The sequence below is a fragment of the Cupriavidus sp. 86D6 genome, assembly GCF_057815095.1.
In genome coordinates this window covers 333408-350146 of sequence record NZ_JBYPSB010000002.1, presented here as the reverse complement: position 1 = coordinate 350146, position 16739 = coordinate 333408, and the positions used below count along the sequence as shown (strand labels likewise).

Annotated in this window: 15 protein-coding genes and 1 pseudogene; 9 read left to right on the top strand and 7 right to left on the bottom strand. The window is 65.8% G+C overall.

Translation table 11 applies throughout. The features are described 5' to 3' along the window. The first annotated feature begins 66 nt into the window (after positions 1-66). The 8 genes and pseudogenes from AC3G88_RS06635 to AC3G88_RS06600 all read left to right on the top strand — a co-directional run bounded on the left by AC3G88_RS06635 (position 67) and on the right by AC3G88_RS06600 (position 7190). The gene (locus tag AC3G88_RS06635) at positions 67-1437 is read left to right on the top strand and encodes a TadA family conjugal transfer-associated ATPase (RefSeq protein WP_488771041.1); all 1371 of its coding nucleotides are present in this window, start codon (positions 67-69) and stop codon (positions 1435-1437) included. A 42-nt stretch (positions 1438-1479) separates the two neighbouring features. After that, positions 1480-2457 carry a type II secretion system F family protein gene (locus AC3G88_RS06630; RefSeq protein ID WP_488771039.1) on the top strand — a complete coding sequence of 326 codons (978 nt, stop codon included), beginning with the start codon at positions 1480-1482 and terminating at the stop codon, positions 2455-2457. 52 nt (positions 2458-2509) lie between these two features. After that, on the top strand, positions 2510-3481 hold the full coding sequence (locus AC3G88_RS06625) for a type II secretion system F family protein (RefSeq protein ID WP_488771037.1): 972 nt from the start codon (positions 2510-2512) through the stop codon (positions 3479-3481). Between the two features lie 221 nt (positions 3482-3702). Next, complete coding sequence (locus tag AC3G88_RS06620; RefSeq protein WP_488771036.1) at positions 3703-4491, top strand: metallophosphoesterase; 789 nt, start codon at positions 3703-3705, stop codon at positions 4489-4491. 216 nt (positions 4492-4707) lie between these two features. Continuing rightward, a pseudogene (locus AC3G88_RS06615) lies at positions 4708-5019 on the top strand (type VI secretion system tip protein VgrG); the annotation flags it as partial. Positions 5020-5069: 50 nt separating this feature from the next. Further along, positions 5070-5969 carry a T6SS immunity protein Tli4 family protein gene (locus tag AC3G88_RS06610; RefSeq protein ID WP_488771034.1) on the top strand — a complete coding sequence of 300 codons (900 nt, stop codon included), beginning with the start codon at positions 5070-5072 and terminating at the stop codon, positions 5967-5969. A gap of 130 nt (positions 5970-6099) precedes the next feature. After that, positions 6100-6291 (top strand): hypothetical protein, encoded by a 192-nt coding sequence (locus tag AC3G88_RS06605; RefSeq protein WP_488771032.1) that lies wholly within the window; start codon positions 6100-6102, stop codon positions 6289-6291. Next, on the top strand, positions 6288-7190 hold the full coding sequence (locus AC3G88_RS06600; protein ID WP_488771030.1) for a T6SS immunity protein Tli4 family protein: 903 nt from the start codon (positions 6288-6290) through the stop codon (positions 7188-7190). The genes AC3G88_RS06605 and AC3G88_RS06600 overlap by 4 nt, the downstream gene beginning before the upstream one ends. Before the next feature lie 330 nt (positions 7191-7520). On the opposite strand, the gene groL is transcribed toward AC3G88_RS06600, so the two are convergent. Further along, a complete protein-coding gene (gene groL, locus AC3G88_RS06595; RefSeq protein WP_092595012.1) occupies positions 7521-9164 on the bottom strand; it encodes a chaperonin GroEL in 1644 nt (547 codons plus the stop codon). 88 nt (positions 9165-9252) lie between these two features. Beyond that, complete coding sequence (gene groES, locus AC3G88_RS06590) at positions 9253-9543, bottom strand: co-chaperone GroES (RefSeq protein WP_008644494.1); 291 nt, start codon at positions 9541-9543, stop codon at positions 9253-9255. Between the two features lie 352 nt (positions 9544-9895). On the opposite strand from groES, the gene AC3G88_RS06585 reads away from it, so the two are divergent. Beyond that, the gene (locus AC3G88_RS06585; RefSeq protein WP_488771029.1) at positions 9896-12223 is read left to right on the top strand and encodes a patatin-like phospholipase family protein; all 2328 of its coding nucleotides are present in this window, start codon (positions 9896-9898) and stop codon (positions 12221-12223) included. 19 nt (positions 12224-12242) lie between these two features. On the opposite strand, the gene AC3G88_RS06580 is transcribed toward AC3G88_RS06585, so the two are convergent. The 5 genes from AC3G88_RS06580 to AC3G88_RS06560 form a co-directional block, all read right to left on the bottom strand. Beyond that, on the bottom strand, positions 12243-13466 hold the full coding sequence (locus tag AC3G88_RS06580; RefSeq protein ID WP_488771028.1) for an alpha/beta fold hydrolase: 1224 nt from the start codon (positions 13464-13466) through the stop codon (positions 12243-12245). Further along, positions 13463-14752 (bottom strand): MASE1 domain-containing protein, encoded by a 1290-nt coding sequence (locus AC3G88_RS06575; RefSeq protein WP_400395072.1) that lies wholly within the window; start codon positions 14750-14752, stop codon positions 13463-13465. The genes AC3G88_RS06580 and AC3G88_RS06575 overlap by 4 nt, the downstream gene beginning before the upstream one ends. Before the next feature lie 112 nt (positions 14753-14864). Continuing rightward, entirely contained in the window at positions 14865-15149 is a 285-nt protein-coding gene (locus AC3G88_RS06570) for an ArsR family transcriptional regulator (protein ID WP_400395069.1), read from the bottom strand. A 262-nt stretch (positions 15150-15411) separates the two neighbouring features. Continuing rightward, complete coding sequence (locus AC3G88_RS06565) at positions 15412-15756, bottom strand: cupredoxin domain-containing protein (RefSeq protein ID WP_488771358.1); 345 nt, start codon at positions 15754-15756, stop codon at positions 15412-15414. A gap of 83 nt (positions 15757-15839) precedes the next feature. Then, positions 15840-16733, bottom strand: a complete 894-nt coding sequence (locus AC3G88_RS06560) for a metallophosphoesterase family protein (RefSeq protein ID WP_488771027.1) — start codon at positions 16731-16733, stop codon at positions 15840-15842. Positions 16734-16739: the final 6 nt, after the last annotated feature.

Here is a 16739-nt window from a genome sequence, read left to right as displayed (position 1 = left end):
GCTTGTCCCAATCAGACCGATCCGCCCGAACACCCGGAACCGAATCCGCCAAGCCAGGAGTCCATCATGTCGATCCGCGAACAGCTCGCCAATGCCGGGGCGCCCTTCACGGCGAACGGCCATGCCACGATCCACTTTGGCACCGCCGCCGGCACGAACACTGCCGGATACCACGCGCTCAAGCGCGATGTCCACGAGTCCGTGCTCGACCGGGTGGAACTGGAGCGTCTGGCGCACTTTCCCCAGGAGCAGGTGCGTCAGGAGATTTCCACACTGGTGAACCTCATCATCGAGGAGCAGAAGGTGCTGCTCAACGACAACGAGCGTCGCCAGCTGACCGTGGAGATCTACGACGAGATGTTCGGCTTCGGCCCGCTGGAGCCGCTGCTGAACGATCCCACCGTGTCTGACATCCTGGTCAACACCGCGCGGCAGACGTATGTGGAGCGGCGCGGCAAGCTCGAACTGACGAACGTGGTGTTCTACGACGACGCCCATCTGATGAAGGTGATCGAGAAGATCGTGTCGCGCGTGGGTCGCCGGATCGACGAAACCAGCCCCATGGTGGATGCCCGGCTGCCGGACGGCTCCCGCGTCAACGCCATCATTCCGCCTTCTGCCATCGACGGGCCGCTGCTGTCGATCCGCCGGTTCTCGGTGAATCCGCTGCAAGTGTCGGACCTGGTGGCGCTGAAGAGCCTGACGCAACCGATGGCCCAGTTGCTGCAGGCGCTGGCGCATGCGAAGGTGAACGTGCTGGTCTCGGGCGGCACGGGCAGCGGCAAGACCACGCTGCTGAACATCCTGTCCGGCTTCATCCCCGAAGACGAACGCGTGGTGACCATCGAGGACGCCGCCGAACTGCAGCTGCGCCAGCCCCATGTCCTGCGCCTGGAAACCCGGCCGCCCAACATCGAGGGCAAGGGCGAGATTACGCAGCGCGCCCTGGTGCGCAACGCGCTGCGGATGCGGCCCGACCGCATCATCCTTGGCGAAATCCGCGGCGGCGAGGCGCTGGACATGCTCAACGCGATGAACACCGGCCACGAAGGTTCGCTGACCACCATCCACGCCAATACGCCGCGCGACGCGCTGACCCGGCTCGAGAACATGGTCAGCATGGCCGGGCTGACCATGCCCGCCAAGGCCATGCGGCAGCAGATCGCCTCGGCGATTACGGTCGTGGTCCAGGCCGCGCGCATGACCGACGGCAGGCGCAAGATCATCAGCATCCAGGAAATCACCGGCATGGAAGGCGACATCATCAACACGCAGGAGATCTTCACCTTCCAGCGCACCGGCGTGGCCGAGGATGGCGCAGTCAAGGGTCACTTCAAGGCCACCGGCGTGTATCCGAAGTTCGCCGAGCGGCTGCGTGTATTCGGCGTCGGCCTGCCGGACGAGATCTACGACCCCGCGCGCCGCTTCGAAGTCTGAACCCGTGCACGCGCCAAACGACAACATCCCCGGGGGTCACACATGAGCACGATCTTTTATGCCTTTGGCATCCTGCTCTTCGTCGCCGTGGTGCTCGGCGTCGAAGCCATCTACCTATGGTGGAACAACGCCCACGGGCCCGCCGCCAGGCGCATCGAGGCGCGCCTGCGGGCGCTGTCGGCCGGCGGCCATGTCAGCGCCGAGCGCCTGTCCATTCTCAAGAAGCGGCTGCTCAGCGATTCACCGCGCATGCAGCGCTGGCTGATGAACGTGCCGCGCATCGGCGCACTGGACCGCTGGCTCGAACAGTCCGGCAGTTCGTGGTCGGTGGCCCAGTTGCTCGGCTACTGTGGACTGGTGGTGCTATGCGCGGTGGCCCTGATTCCGGTCGCGCCCTTGCCGATGCCCGTCATGCTCGGCGGCGCGGCGTTCGCGTGGACCCTGCCCTTCCTGCACGTCATGCGGCAGCGCGCCAAGCGGCTCAAGCAACTGGAATTGCAACTGCCAGACGCGGTGGACATGATCAGCCGGGCGCTGCGTGCCGGCCACTCGTTCTCCGGCGCGCTGGGCATGGTTGGACAGGAAATCAAGGCGCCGCTGGGCCCCGAGTTTCGCATCACGTTCGAAGAGATCAACTACGGGGTTGCGCTTGACGAGGCCATGACGAACCTGGCCATTCGCGTGCCGGTGGCCGACCTCCGCTACTTTGTCATCGCCGTGCTGATCCAGCGCGAGAGCGGCGGCAACCTGGCGGAGATCCTCGACACCATCGCTACGATGGTGCGCGAGCGGCTCAAGCTCTTCGACAAGATTCGGGTGTTGTCGGCGGAGGGCCGGCTCTCGGCCTGGATTCTTGGCCTGCTGCCTTTCGGCACGGCCGGCATGATCCTGGTCGTCAACCCCGACTTCATGAAGGTGCTCTGGGAAGACCCGCTTGGATGGCGAATGATTGGCGGCGCCATCACGTCGATGATCTTCGGTGTGGTGTGGATGCGCAAGATCATCCGCATCCGGGTATGAGTCGGATAACAACAGCCGGCCTTGGACGGTCAACCTGAGGGGGAGTTCGATCATGCAAGACATCATGCAGGGCTTTCGGATAGATCAGTGGATCGTGCTGGCACTGATCTTCGTCGCAGCGTTCGGCACCGTGTTCGGCGTGCTCTACGCGTTTTCGCCCGACCGGATGCGTGGCCGGATGGAACGGATTGCCACCGAGACGGGCGGCGTCACCGGCGACGCCGGGCAGCGCCAGGCCCTGATCGATACCATCGTCCGATGGGCCCAGCCTGTGTCGCGGCTGTCGCTGCCCAAGGAGGGCTGGGAACATTCGCAGCTGCGCATCCGCTTCATGAACGCCGGATGGCGCAACGCGAATGCCGCCCCGCTGTACTTCGCGGCCAAGACGCTGCTGGCGGTGGCGCTGCCGATGCTTGGACTGGTGGCAACGGCCAGCACCCCGGCATTCCAGCAGGAAAGCGCGATGTTCGCGACGCTCGCGGTGCTGGCCGCCATCGGCTACTACATTCCGAACATCCTGCTCTCGCGCAAGGTCGCCACGCGCCAGCGGACGGTCTTCGAGGAATTTCCGGACGTCATCGACCTGCTGACCGTCTGCGTGGAAGCCGGCCTGGGGCTCGACGCCGCGCTGATGCGCGTGGCCGACGAACTGGCGCTGCGTTGCCCCGTGCTTGCCGACGAGCTGCAGCTGATGCTGCTGGAACTGCGCTCCGGATTCTCGAAAGAGAAGGCGCTCGGCAATCTGTCGCTGCGCACCGGCGTGGAAGATGTCGACAAGTTCGCATCGATGCTGGTCCAGGCCGACCGCTTCGGCACCAGCCTGGGCGAGTCCCTGCGGGTGCTGTCCGACATGCTGCGCACCAAGCGCCGCATGCGCGCCGAGGAACAGGCCGCGAAGATCGCGCTGAAGCTGCTGTTCCCGCTGATCTTCACGATTTTCCCCACGCTGCTGCTGGTCCTGCTGGGGCCGGCGTTCATCCAGATCTACCGGGTTCTGCTGCCCACCATGGCGGGCAACAACTAACGCCACATCAAGCGGCGCATCGTCATAACGGTTCCCCCGGCTGTCCTCCCCTGGTGCAATGCCAGGCAGACAGTCTTGCCCGGACAAGTCCGGGCTTTTCTGCTTGGTGCACCACCGGCGCGCCGCCCAGGCAACCTTGCAGCTTGACGGGAGGCCCAAGTCTTCTTAAGAATGCTTGCAGACCAATTCGCGCCCGTATGCAGATACGGAGGGCCAGTCCCATGAAAATCCGCATCCTCAGTGATCTCCACATCGAACACCACATGCCCGAGGATGTCCCCGGCTGCAGCGCCGATCTGACGATCCTGGCCGGCGACATCGCCAACGGCCGCGACGGTATCGACTGGGCCGCCCGTACCTTCGCGGGCCCTGTGCTCTACATCCCCGGCAATCACGAATACTACGAAAGCGCGTTCGATCCGGTGGACCAACAGATGGCGGACGGCGCCGCCGCGTCCGGCAATGTGACGCTGCTCAATGGCGCGGTAGCGGAATTTTCCGACGCCCCGGGCGGCCCGGTGCGGGTGATCGGCACCACGTGGTGGACCGACTATGCGTTGTACGGCGAGAACCGTATCGACGAGGCCATGGCGGCCTGCGCCAAGGTAATGGTCGATCACCGGCTGATCTCCACCACTGGCGACGACGGCCTGCCCCGCCCGTACACGCCCGCCGACGCCCTGGCGCGCCACCGCGCGGCCACGGCGTGGCTGGCCGACACACTGGCACAGCCGTTCGCCGGGAAGACCGTCGTGGTCACCCACCACGGCCCGGATCTCGGCAGCCTCGATGCGCGCTACGCCCACGACATCGTCTCCGCCGGCTTCATTTCACGGCGTCCCGACCTCGTGGCCCAGGCCGATCTCTGGATCCATGGCCACACGCACACCAGCTTCGACTACTGGATCGACGACACGCGCGTGGTCTGCAATCCGCGCGGCTATATCTCGCGCAGAACCGGCGCGCCCGAGAACGCCTTTTTCGACTGGGGCAAGGTCGTGGAAGTCTGAGGCAATCTCGGATTTCTCTGATCCGAGGAATTGGTCGGTCCGATCGGTACGTCGGCGCTATCGCAGGTCATCGTTTCGCGCACGCCATTGTCAATCGCAAAGCCGCGATTGTGACGACGGCTTGCGTCGGATTAGTTGCCTGCTGATTCGTTGACGCACTCGGCAGCCAGTCGGTGTAGCGTGCCACCCACAGCAAACAGCATGTGGCGCGAACCGATGATCGACAAGGACGCTCTGGTATCCGGCGGGCAGTGGTTTCTTCAGAATGCGGGTCTGAAGTCCTACCGCCTCGAAGTCCCCGCCGCGCCCACCGCCATCGCCCTGTCGGTGGTCTCGTTCAAGGCCGTTGAGACCCTCGGCAAGCCTTACGAGGTCACCGTCCAGCTGACCCATCCGCTGGAACTGGACCGTGCCGACTACCTGAATCGTCCGGCCACCTTCGTCATCGACCCCGGCGATGGCAGCGAGCCGCGCCGCTTTGCGGGATGGATTCCGGCGTTCTCGAAGACCCGTCAGACGCGCGACTTCCAGATCGCCCAAGACGCCGACTGGTATCCGACGTTTGAACAGGAGTCCGCATGAGCAGCTCGAAGACTATGGCCATCGGACGTCATTTGGTAGATGTGCCCGACAATGCCGTGATTGTTCCTCAGTGGAGATTCAATAACAGCCCGCTGGCTTTTCGCGACGACATTCGTACAGATGTAGCGTATGACGCCATGATCAACCAGCGTGAGCAGGCCCTGCGTGCCGCTCCGCACGAGCAATACGGCAGTCTGTTCGTTAAACGAGTGGACCATTCGGCCCATCGCGGCGTGACATTGGTTTCCTGGAATCGTCCGAGCGGCACGATCATGTACCAGTTCGACTCATACTTCCGCATTGGGGGCCGGACATTGTCGTATCTGATGAGAGTGTCGAACGACCGTCGCGACTCTCAGCTGAAGCTTTGCGCGGAGATTGCCGATAGGCTGCGGCCGGTGGATGACGCGTCGGTGCCTCGGCGAAAAGGCTTTGTGGCGGGCAGCGTCATTCTGGAAGACACCCGATTCAACCGCGAAAGCTGGTCCTTGACCATCAAGCTCCCCAACAAGCCCGACGCATGGATCCAGGTGTCGGCCTTCGCTCAATATCGCGTAGAGCCCGGCCTGCGCAAGCGGGCTGGCGGCTTGCTGACCAGCTTGCTGGGCTCGATTGCCGGGATGCATCAACTGCGCAACCGTGAGCGGCCCGTTGGCCCCATCGAGGCCGACGAGATCCTCATCGCGGGGACGGAGAAGGGAAAGCGACTCTACGCCTTCAAATGGGAAGCCTCCGGCAAGGAATACTCGCTCGCCGAGCCGCAGCTCAATGCCGAGCTCGACGTCATCGAAAGCGTCTACAAGACCAACAACGAATCATTCGCCAGCGACGAGGAAGCCCTGGAGCTATGGGACAGGCTGATCGATTCCATCCGCCTGCGGCCGGGAGCCGTCTGATCACGGATACAGCCCAACCCATTACACCCATGACAAACACGAACCGCTCACGCCGGCGGGTGCTGCTCGCACTCGCCCCGGCATACTGCTTCACGATACCCCGGATGGCAAAGGCGCGGACCGCAGAGGCATGCCGCGCAAGTGGCCGTCGCGCATCGTGGCCGAGAACGTGATTGTGGTTACGCATTCCATGGGCGGCTTCGTCAGCCGGGCACTGACCGAGATCCACGGCTGCGACAAGGTACTTCGGGGTGTCTCACGGCGTGCCACGATCGCTCAGGATGCCCAATGGTATCCGTTACTCGAACAGGAGTCCGCATGACCCCAAGTTGGATAACCACGTCCATCGGCCGACACCTCGTGGACGTGCCGGAGGATGCAACGCTCGTACCGCAATGGCGGTACAACACTGACCCTCTAGTCTTTCGCAACGACATCCGCACAGACTTGGCGTATGACGCCATGATCAACCAGCGTGAGCAGGCCCTGCGTGCCGCGCCGCACGAGCAATACGGCAGTCTGTTCGTTCGGCGGGTGGACCATGGCATCAATCGCGGCGTCACGCTTGTGTCATGGAATCGGCCTGGGGGCACAATCATGTATCAGTTCGATTCGTACTTCCGCGTGGGCGGCCGGACTCTAACCTATCTCAGGGAAGTGTCGAACGACCGTCTCGATTCGCAATTGGAGTTTTGCGCGGAGATTGCCGACAAGTTGCGGCCGGTGGATGACGCGTCGGTGCCTCGGCGAAAAGGCTTTGTGGCAGGCAGCGTCATATTGGAAGACACCCTTTTCAACCGCGAAAGCTGGTCCCTGACCATCAAGCTCCCCAACAAGCCCGACGCATGGATCCAGGTGTCGGCCTTCGCTCAATATCGCGTCGAGCCCAGCCTGCGCAAGCGGGCCGGCGGCTTGCTGACCAGCTTGCTGGGCTCGATTGCCGGCATGCATCAACTGCGCAACCGTGCGCGGCCGGTCGGCCCCATCGAGGCCGACGAGATCCTCATCGCGGGGACGGAGAAGGGCAAGCGGCTCTACGCCTTCAAATGGGAGGCCTCCGGCAAGGAATACTCGCTCGCCGAGCCGCAGCTCAATGCCGAGCTCGACGTCATCGAAAGCGTCTACAAGACCAACAACGAATCATTCGCCAGCGACGAAGAAGCGCTAGAGCTATGGGACAGACTGATCGATTCCATCCGCCTGCGGCCGGGAGCCGTCTGACCATGGATACAGCCCAACCCATGACACCCATGACAAACACGAGCCGCTCACGCCGGCGGGTGCTGCTTGCACTTGCGTCGGCTCCCCTGCTTCCCCACGCCGGCCTTGCGCACGCCGGCGGGTGGCAACGGCACGCTGCCGTATCGACTGGCGCGGCATTGCAATGGCTGAGGGCGGAATTGCTTCCGTCCTTGCGCCAGCGGCAAGACGCCGCGCACGCGATTGTGGCGCGCGCTCGCTGAAGGCCGCACAAAACAAAAACCCCCGAGGGCTCGCACCCTCGGGGGTTTTTTGACAGTCAGGCCGTCTGGCCCGGCAGTCCGGCGCGATTTACATCATGCCGTCCATGCCGCCCATGCCGCCCATGCCGCCCGGCATTGCCGGAGCCGACTCTTCCTTCGGCGTTTCGGCAACGGCGCAGTCGGTCGTCAGCATCAGCGAAGCCACCGAAGCGGCGTTCTGCAGCGCGGTGCGGGTCACCTTGGTCGGGTCCAGCACGCCCATTTCCACCAGGTCGCCGTACTCGCCCGAAGCGGCGTTGTAACCGTAGTTACCCTTGCCTTCGATGACCTTGGCCACCACGACCGACGCTTCTTCACCAGCGTTCAGCACGATCTGGCGCAGCGGCTCTTCCATGGCGCGCAGCACGATCTTGATGCCGGCGTTCTGGTCGGGGTTGTCGCCTTGCAGCGCCGAGATGGCAGCGCGGGCGCGCAGCAGGGCCACACCACCGCCGGGGACGATACCTTCTTCCACGGCAGCGCGCGTCGCGTGCAGTGCATCTTCCACGCGGGCCTTCTTTTCCTTCATTTCGACTTCGGTGGCAGCGCCAACCTTGATCACGGCAACACCGCCGGCCAGCTTGGCCACGCGCTCTTGCAGCTTCTCGCGGTCGTAGTCCGAGGTCGCTTCTTCGATCTGGGCGCGGATCTGCTTCACGCGGCCTTCGATCGCAGCTGCGTCACCGGCGCCGTCGATGATGATGGTGTTTTCCTTGCCGATCTCGATGCGCTTGGCCTGGCCCAGGTCCTGCAGCGTGGCCTTTTCCAGCGTCAGGCCGATTTCCTCGGCGATCACCGTGCCGCCCGTCAGGATGGCGATGTCTTCCAGCATGGCCTTGCGGCGGTCGCCGAAGCCCGGAGCCTTCACGGCGGCGGTCTTCAGGATGCCACGGATGTTGTTCACCACCAGCGTGGCCAGGGCTTCGCCTTCCACGTCTTCGGCGATGATCAGCAGCGGGCGGCCAGCCTTGGCCACTTGCTCCAGCACCGGCAGCAGGTCACGGATGTTCGAGACCTTCTTGTCGAACAGCAGAACGAACGGGTTGTCCAGCTGAACAACCTGCTTTTCCGGGTTGTTGATGAAGTACGGCGACAGGTAGCCGCGGTCGAACTGCATGCCTTCCACGACTTCCAGCTCGTCGGCCAGCGACTTGCCGTCTTCCACCGTGATCACGCCTTCCTTGCCGACCTTGTCCATGGCTTCGGCGATGCGCTCGCCGATCGAGGCGTCGCTGTTGGCCGAGATCGCGCCAACCTGGGCGATTTCCTTGCTGGTCGTGGTCGGCTTGCTCAGCTTCTTCAGCTCTTCCACGGCCGAACCCACGGCCTTGTCGATGCCGCGCTTCAGGTCCATCGGGTTCATGCCGGCGGCCACGAACTTCATGCCTTCGCGCACGATCGACTGGGCCAGGACCGTAGCGGTGGTGGTACCGTCACCGGCGTTGTCGCTGGTCTTGGAAGCCACTTCCTTGACCATCTGGGCGCCCATGTTCTGCAGCTTGTCCTTCAGCTCGATTTCCTTGGCCACGGACACACCGTCCTTGGTCACGGTCGGGCCGCCGAAGCTGCGCTCCAGCACCACGTTACGGCCCTTCGGGCCCAGCGTCACTTTCACTGCGTTGGCGAGAATGTTCACGCCTTCAACCATCTTGGCACGTGCGGCGTCGCCGAACACTACGTCTTTTGCTGCCATGTTCTGAATCTCCGAATCTGGGAAGACCGCCCCGCGCATCGGGCTGGGCGGTCAGGAATCTGGGTATGTCTGGAAGGACGGGCGTCGATTACTTGTTGACGACAGCCATGATGTCTTCTTCGCGCATGACCAGCAGCTCCTGGCCATCCACCTTCACGCCCTGGCCGGCATACTTGCCGAACAGCACGCGGTCACCCACCTTCACGTCGAGGGCAATGTTGTTGCCCTTGTCATCCTTCTTGCCCGGGCCAATGGCGAGCACTTCGCCTTGATCCGGCTTTTCGGCTGCATTGTCGGGAATCACGATGCCGGAAGCGGTCTTCGTTTCATTGTCCAGACGCTTCACGATCACACGGTCGTGCAGAGGACGCAGGTTCATACGGACTCCTAAATACAAAAAAAGTGAGTTTTAATTCACAAAACGGCCGTTATCAGGGGGTGCCCTGGCACCGGTCGGCAACGGCCATCGGGTTTTCGGGTATACCGCAGGGAAGGGGCAACAGCTGGCTGTTAGCACTCTCCCCCAGCGAGTGCTAATTATAGGGACGGGGTATTTCGTTTTCAAGACGCGGGCTGAATGGGGGTTTTCCCGTACCCTGCGGTTTTTTTCTTCGCCGTGCGCCAGATCGCCACTTTCTGGCCGCATCCCCTGACAATGTCCACGAAAAGTTCCGCTGCCACGTTGGCAGACGGGTTCCCCACCGTTGTCAGCCCTTTCCGAAGTGACCGTCATGTTTCGCCAAGCCATTGCGCCGCACCGAGCCCCGCCGGGGTGGGCTGTCCTGTTCGGTCTGTTCCTGCTCGGCTTGCTGTCGTGGCAGCACGCCCATGCGGCATGCGCCGCCGGGCCGGCCAGTGGTCCCGACGGTGCAAATGGCGCCCCGTCCGCCCGGCCGCGCATCGGCCTGGTGCTGTCCGGCGGCGGCGCGCGGGGCTACGCCCATATCGGCGTGCTCAAGGCGCTGGAGCAGATGCATATCCCCGTGGACTGCATTGCCGCGACCAGCATGGGCGCGGTGGTCGGGGGGCTGTACGCGAGCGGCATCGGCGCCGACGAACTGGAAACCCGGCTGTCCCGGGTGAACCTCAGCGACATCGTGTTCGACCGCAACGAACGCGCGCAGCTGCCGCAGACGCTCCGGGAGGACAGCTTCCAGTATCCGATCGGCATTTCGGCGGGGCTTGGCAAGGATGGCGTCAAGCTGCCGATCGGCCTGGTGCAGGGCAACAAGCTGCTGACGCTGCTGCAGGACTGGACGTCGGCATGGCCCGGCGACGTCGATTTCAATACCCTGCCGGTGCCGTTCCGCACGATCGCCACCGACCTCGGCTCCGGCGCGCCCGTGGTGCTGGACCACGGCTCGCTGCCCCGTGCCATCCGCGCCAGTGCCGCCGTGCCCGGCCTGTTCGCGCCGTTCGCCGTGAACGGACGCACGCTGGTCGATGGCGGGCTGGTCAGCAACCTGCCGGTGCAGATGGCGCGCGACATGGGCGCCGACATCGTGATTGCCGTCAACGTGGCCACCCCGCTCGACGATCCGGCCACGCTGGACTCTCCGGCAGCCGTCACCCAGCAGATGGTGACGATCCTGACCAACCAGAACGTAGCCACGCAAAAGGCGCTGCTGGGCCCGCGCGACGTCCTGCTGGAGCCCGATCTGGGCAAGCTGTCCTTCACCGATTTCTCGCACGCCGGCGACGGTATCGGGCTGGGTTATGCCGCCACCACCGCCATCGCGCCCCGGCTGGCCGGGCTGGCCCTGCCGCGCGAGGCCTGGGACCAGTACATCGCTTCGCGTGCCGCGCACGTGGCCACCGCGGAACCGCGCCGGGTGGACGCGATCGAGGTACACACCTCGGGCCGCATTCCGGCGTCGTACGTGCGCCAGTACCTGCGCGTGCGCGAAGGTGACCGCTACGACACGGCCGCCGTCAACCACGACCTGACCCAGTTGTCGACCAGTGGCGATTTCGAGAGCGTGACGCAGGAACTGGTGACCGAGGACGGCCGCTCGGTGCTCAAGGTCGATGCGCACGAAAAGTCATGGGGCCCGCAGTTCCTGCTGTTCGGCTTCGGACTGTCCACCACGTTCGATGGCAAGGGCGCCTTCAACCTCCAGCTCGGCCACCGCTACCCGTGGCTGACCCAAGGCGGGCTCGAATGGCGCAATGACATCGTGCTGGGCAGCAACCAGGCGAAATGGCATACCGAACTGCGCCAGCCCGTGTTCGACCGGCTGGGCTTCTATATCGCGCCCTATCTGGAATACGCCCGCAAGCACGTGGACATCTACCCGGACAATGGCGACAAGCGCAATGCCACGCCGCTGACGGCCGTGCGCGTGGACACCGCTCAGGCCGGTATCGACTTCGGGCTGCCCATCGGCCGCCTGGGCGAGTTCCGCCTCGGCGCGAACTACCAGCAGGTGCGCTACGCCTCGGATTACCTGCTCGCCGGCGCGCCCAACGGCCGGTTCAGTGCCCGGGTGCGCCAGCCCGTGGTGCGCGCCCAGCTGACCATCGACCAGCTCGACGACCCGCTCTTCCCGCGCAAGGGCTATTACCTGTACGCGGTGAACCAGCTGTCGTTCGGCGGGGCCGACAACAGCTTCGACGACGTCCACGCCAAGGCGCTGTGGGCTGGCAGCTACGGCCGCCACACGCTGAACCTGGCCGCCGAAGGTGCCATGACGTACAACGACCACCGCTCGAACAACAGCGTCAGCGGCGGCCTGGGCTTCACGCTGGGCGGCTTCCAGCGGCTGTCGGCCTATGCGCCGGACCAGTTCTCGGGCAACTACCTGCTGTATGGGCGGCTCACCTATCTGAACGAACTGCGCGAGTTCACGCTGCCGGGGCTGCGCAGCACGGTCTTCGGCACCAGCCTCGAAATCGGCGATGTCTGGCTCAGGCGGCGCAACTTCGGCAGCGGCCCGTACAAGTCCAGCGCCAGTGCGTTCATCGGGGGGAACAGCGTGATCGGCCCGCTTTACTTCGGCTTCGCGGCGGCCCCGAAGGGCGTCTGGAACCTCTATCTGCAGCTGGGCCGCGTGTTCTGACGGGTGCCTCCCGGCATGCTCAGACGGCCTGGCCCGCCAGCGCCGCCGGGCTGGCGACCGCCATCGCCGAGCGGTATTCGACGGCCGCGATGCGGCCATTGCGCAGCTGCAGCGTCTGGGTGCCATGGCCCTGCATCGGCGTGCCGTCGAACAGATACGACACGCTGATATCCACCTCCACGGTCTGCCCGTCGATACGCGGCGCGCCCGCCACGTCGATGCGGATCGTGTCGCCAGCCAGTTGCGCCAGGCGCTGGAACAGGCCGATCACGGCATCGCGGTCGCCATACTCGCCGGCCAGCGGGTGGTCGCCCACGTGCCGCCAGACGATGGCCGGATCGAGCTGCGGATAGATGGCCTCGAAATGGCGCGACGTCAGCGCGGCCAGGTAATCCTGCACCAGCGCCTGCACGGCCTCCGCTGCCATCGGCGCCTCGACGGCGCGGCGCGTGCGCGCGCGGCCGGCGCCAGCGTCGAGCCCGAGGAATCCGGCCACGCTGGCCATCACCTGCTCGCGGTCGTTGTCCACGCAGATCATGTGGTAGCTGTTCTCGACCACCACGCCTTGCACCTGCGGCACGTTCGCCAGCAGGAAGTCCGCCGACCGCACCGACGTCAGTTCGTCCTCGCGGGCATGCACCACCAGCGTCGGGCAGGCCACGCGCCGCGCGCCGTCGAGCACCCAGCGCCGCAGGCGGTCCACCTGGCGGATGCAGGTCAGCGGCACCCATCGGTAGTGGAAATTGTCGCCGCGCTCGAACTTGGCCTTGACGATGGCGCGCACCAGATCGTTCTTGATGCCGAACGGCTCGTTTTCCTCGACCTTGATGCGGCCCGGCAGCACGGGCAGGTGGTAGACCACGTGCCGCAGCCAGCGGTACGGCGGGGTTGACCAGCCGTCGATATAGACCGGCGCGGACAGCGCCACGAGCTTGCCTTTGCGGTGCTGGCGCCGTTCGGCCAGCGCCACCGCCAGCAGCGCCCCCATGCACATGCCGATCACGTGGAACGTGTCGTACTGGTCGACCAGCGCGTCGTAGGCCTGCGTGACCGACGCCATCCACTGCTCGGCCCGCACGTGCAGCAGGTCTTCCGGCGTACCGCCGTGGCCCGGCAGCGTCACGGCGTGGGTTTCCACGCCGCCGCGCCGCAGTACCTTGTGCATCGGCCCCAGGTCATACTGGGTGCCGCCCAGCCCATGGATCAGCAAGGCCCCGACGCGCGGTGCCTGTTCGGTCGTCATGCTGCGCGCCGCCCCTCGGTGTCGTGGCTGGCGACGATGCGCCAGGCCCCGGCGATCAGCGCCACGGAGTCGTCGCCGTCCAGCAGCGGGCCGCTCATGTCCACCACCGTGGTGGTGGCGCCCGCCGGCAGCAGCAGCCGGAAGGTCAGATCCCCGCGCACTTCCCCATCGCTTTCGCGCAGCCAGCGCCGGCGTACCTCGGCGCGGTCGTCGGGATGCACGCAGGCCAGCACGTCGTCCAGCGTGGAGAAGGCCGGCTCGGCCATGCCAAACGCCTGTTCGACACTGCCGCTCCAGCGCAGGCGGCCGCTATGCGGGTCGAGGTTGTACACCAGCTGCCCGCTGGCGGCCAGCGCCAGTTCCACGTCGTTCTGACGGCTCGCCGCCGCCTCGTGCAGCTGCTCGCGGGCCGTGCGCAGCGTGCTGATCAGCAGCGTGAGCAGCGCCGCCACGGCCAGGTAGAGCTGGGCCACCAGCAGCGAATTGCCGTGGTAGACCGCCGTGTCGGCGAACGGGCCGTCGCCCTGGGCGGTGTTGACCAGTACCAGCGCCGACAGCAGCGCCACCGCCACCGAGCCGCCCCGTCCGCCCAGCAGCAGCGCCGCGATCGCCACGAAGAACAGCGGGATATAGGTCAGCGCATAGGCCACGTCCAGCGACAACTGCACGATGCGGGTGCCGTCGAACACCACTGCGGCGGTCACCAGCACGGCCAGCAGCGCGGCGATACCGGCCAGGAATTCGCCCCGGCGCCGGCCGCCAGAACGGGCCGCGCTGAAGCGCGCCCAGCCCGCGAATACCGGTGTGACGATCAGTACACCCACGAAGTCGGCGGCGGCCCAGACCTTGGCGGTGGCCCAGAATGGCACGTCCAGGAACAGCCAGAACCAGCCCGCCCCGAACACCGCGCCGCCCACGCTGCTGACCACGGCGGCCACCAGCACGCCGCGCAGGAAGGCCAGTCCTTCGAGCGAGAACCGCATCATGTGGACCAGTGCCACGGCCAGCGCCGCAAAGCCGATCTCGTCCAGCGAGAACAGCACCATGCGGAACGGATCGCGTCCTTCCACCACGCCCAGCAGCATCTGGGCGGCCAGGAAGGCCAGCCCCAGCGGCACCCAGCGGCGGGCCGGCGCCAGCATGAAGGCGGCCACGGTCACGCCGGCCGGCAGCCAGATATAGCCGGTGGCAGAGAACGGCCCGTTGATCTGGTGCGACGCGTAGCCGAAGACGAAATACAGGATCGCCCACAACGGCAGCGTCACGATCCGGTTCGAAAATTTCACGGTGGATTCCTGATGCAAGGCGCAACCGGCAACGGCCGGTCGCCCTGAATGAACGGAGAACCACGCCGGCCAGTTGACCGGCGCCCTCAAAAAAGCGCCTGAAGCAGCACAGTCAGTTCAGGCCGCTGCGATCGACGAATTCCAGCGCCTCACGCACCGCCCGGCGCGCCTTGAGCGCATAGCAGACCTGGTGGTCGCGGATGACCAGCGCCAGCACCTCGGCCTGGACCATCTCCTGGAAATGGTGGGCAGCGCGGCGCAGTGTCACGCCGGACGCTTCGGCCAGCGCAATGGCGGGCAGGCAATCGTCGCCGGCCTCCAGCAGCGCGCGGCAGATGGCCGCGCGGGCCGGCACCGTCAGCAATGCGAGGGTCAGGGTGCTTTCCTGGGTTTCCATGGTGGTCTGCCTGAGAGAAGTTGGCCGCAAGCCCGATGATGCACGACTGCCCTGGCATCGTACGCTGAAACAGGCAGTCATACGCCCTTCGTATCCCCGCATGTCGCGGGGCAAGGTGCGCATCGTATCCTTGTCGAGTCAGGCGGTGGATGTCCCACCCAGGCCTGCAATGGTCCCGCCCCGCCGCCAAACGTGCGGCGCCGCGCGGGGGGTACGACGACGCCCGGGCGCTCTCCCTCTCTCCCGTCCCGGCTCCCGACCGCTACGCCACGCTGATCGTGCCGCTCATGCTCTCGTGGCCCGAGCCGCAGAAGATGTCGCACAGGAAGGTGTAGGTGCCGCGCTGCTTCGGCGCGGTCATCCGCACCTCTACCGCCTTGCCCGGAGGGAGATCGGCACGGACCGAGAAGTCCGGGGCCGAGAAACCCATGATGACGTCCTCGGCGGTCACCGCCAGCACGACGGTCTCGCCGGGCTTGAGCGTCAGCTTGTCGGGGATGAACACGAAGCGCCGCGCGCGCATCGGAATCACGCGCGGCGCGGCGGCCCCGCCCATCGCGGGCACGACGGCGGCGGCCAGCACCAGGCCCATGACCTGTGCCAGCATCCGGCGCCGGCCCGCGACGGCGGGCGGGGCGGCCTGGGCGGCCTGGTCGGTCGGCTCCGCCGGATCGGTCGGATGGTTCGTCATCACGCGCTCCCGATTACCGGCTGCTCGGCCAGCTGGAATGCATCCTTGCCCGGCGACGCCGTGGCGTTCACCTCGCGCCAGCCAAGGCCCTGGTACGGATGCGCGGCATCCCAGGGCACCGGCAGCCGGCGCGGCTGCGACCCCGCCACCGGCAGCGGAAACATCAGCGAGCGCGCCGCGTGGTGCGCGATATGCCCGGTCATGCGGTGATGTTCCTGGTGGATATGCCCGTAGAACACCGTCACGTTCTGGTACGGCATCAGCTGGTCGATCACCTTGGCGCCGTCGCGCGTGGCCCAGTCCCACTGTGGATACAGGTCGAACAGCGGCCGGTGCGTGAAGAGCACGATACGCGCGTCGCGCGGCTGCCTGGCCAGGTCGGCGGCCAGCCAGGCCAGCTGGGCCTCACCCACCTGCCCGGCCGGGTCCGACACGTTGTCCAGCACGATTGCGTGCAGGCCCTTGTGGTCGAACGTGTAGTGCGTGGGCCCGAACAGCTCCTGGTAGGCCGCGCCGTTGTCCAGGCTGGCATCGTGCTCGCCCGGCATCAGGTGGACGGCCCCGGCGCGCAGCGGGGCGATGAGGTCGCGGAATTCGCGCATGCGGCGGCGGCGCTCGGCCGGGTCGTCGGTCGTGTGGGTCAGGTCGCCCGTGAACATCACGAAATCGGGCGGCTGCGGCAATGCGTTGACCGCCGCCACGGCCTTGGGCAGCGTGCCGCGCGCATCGGGATTGGGCGGCCCCTCGAACCCCCAGTGCGCATCGGACAGCTGGACGAACACGAAGTCGTCATCGCGCCCGGCTGCCCAGCCCGGCAGGGCCGATGCGAACACGGCGCCGCCGGCCGCACCCGCCAGGCGCAGGATGTCGCGCCGGCTCCAGTTTCCATTCATGACCGT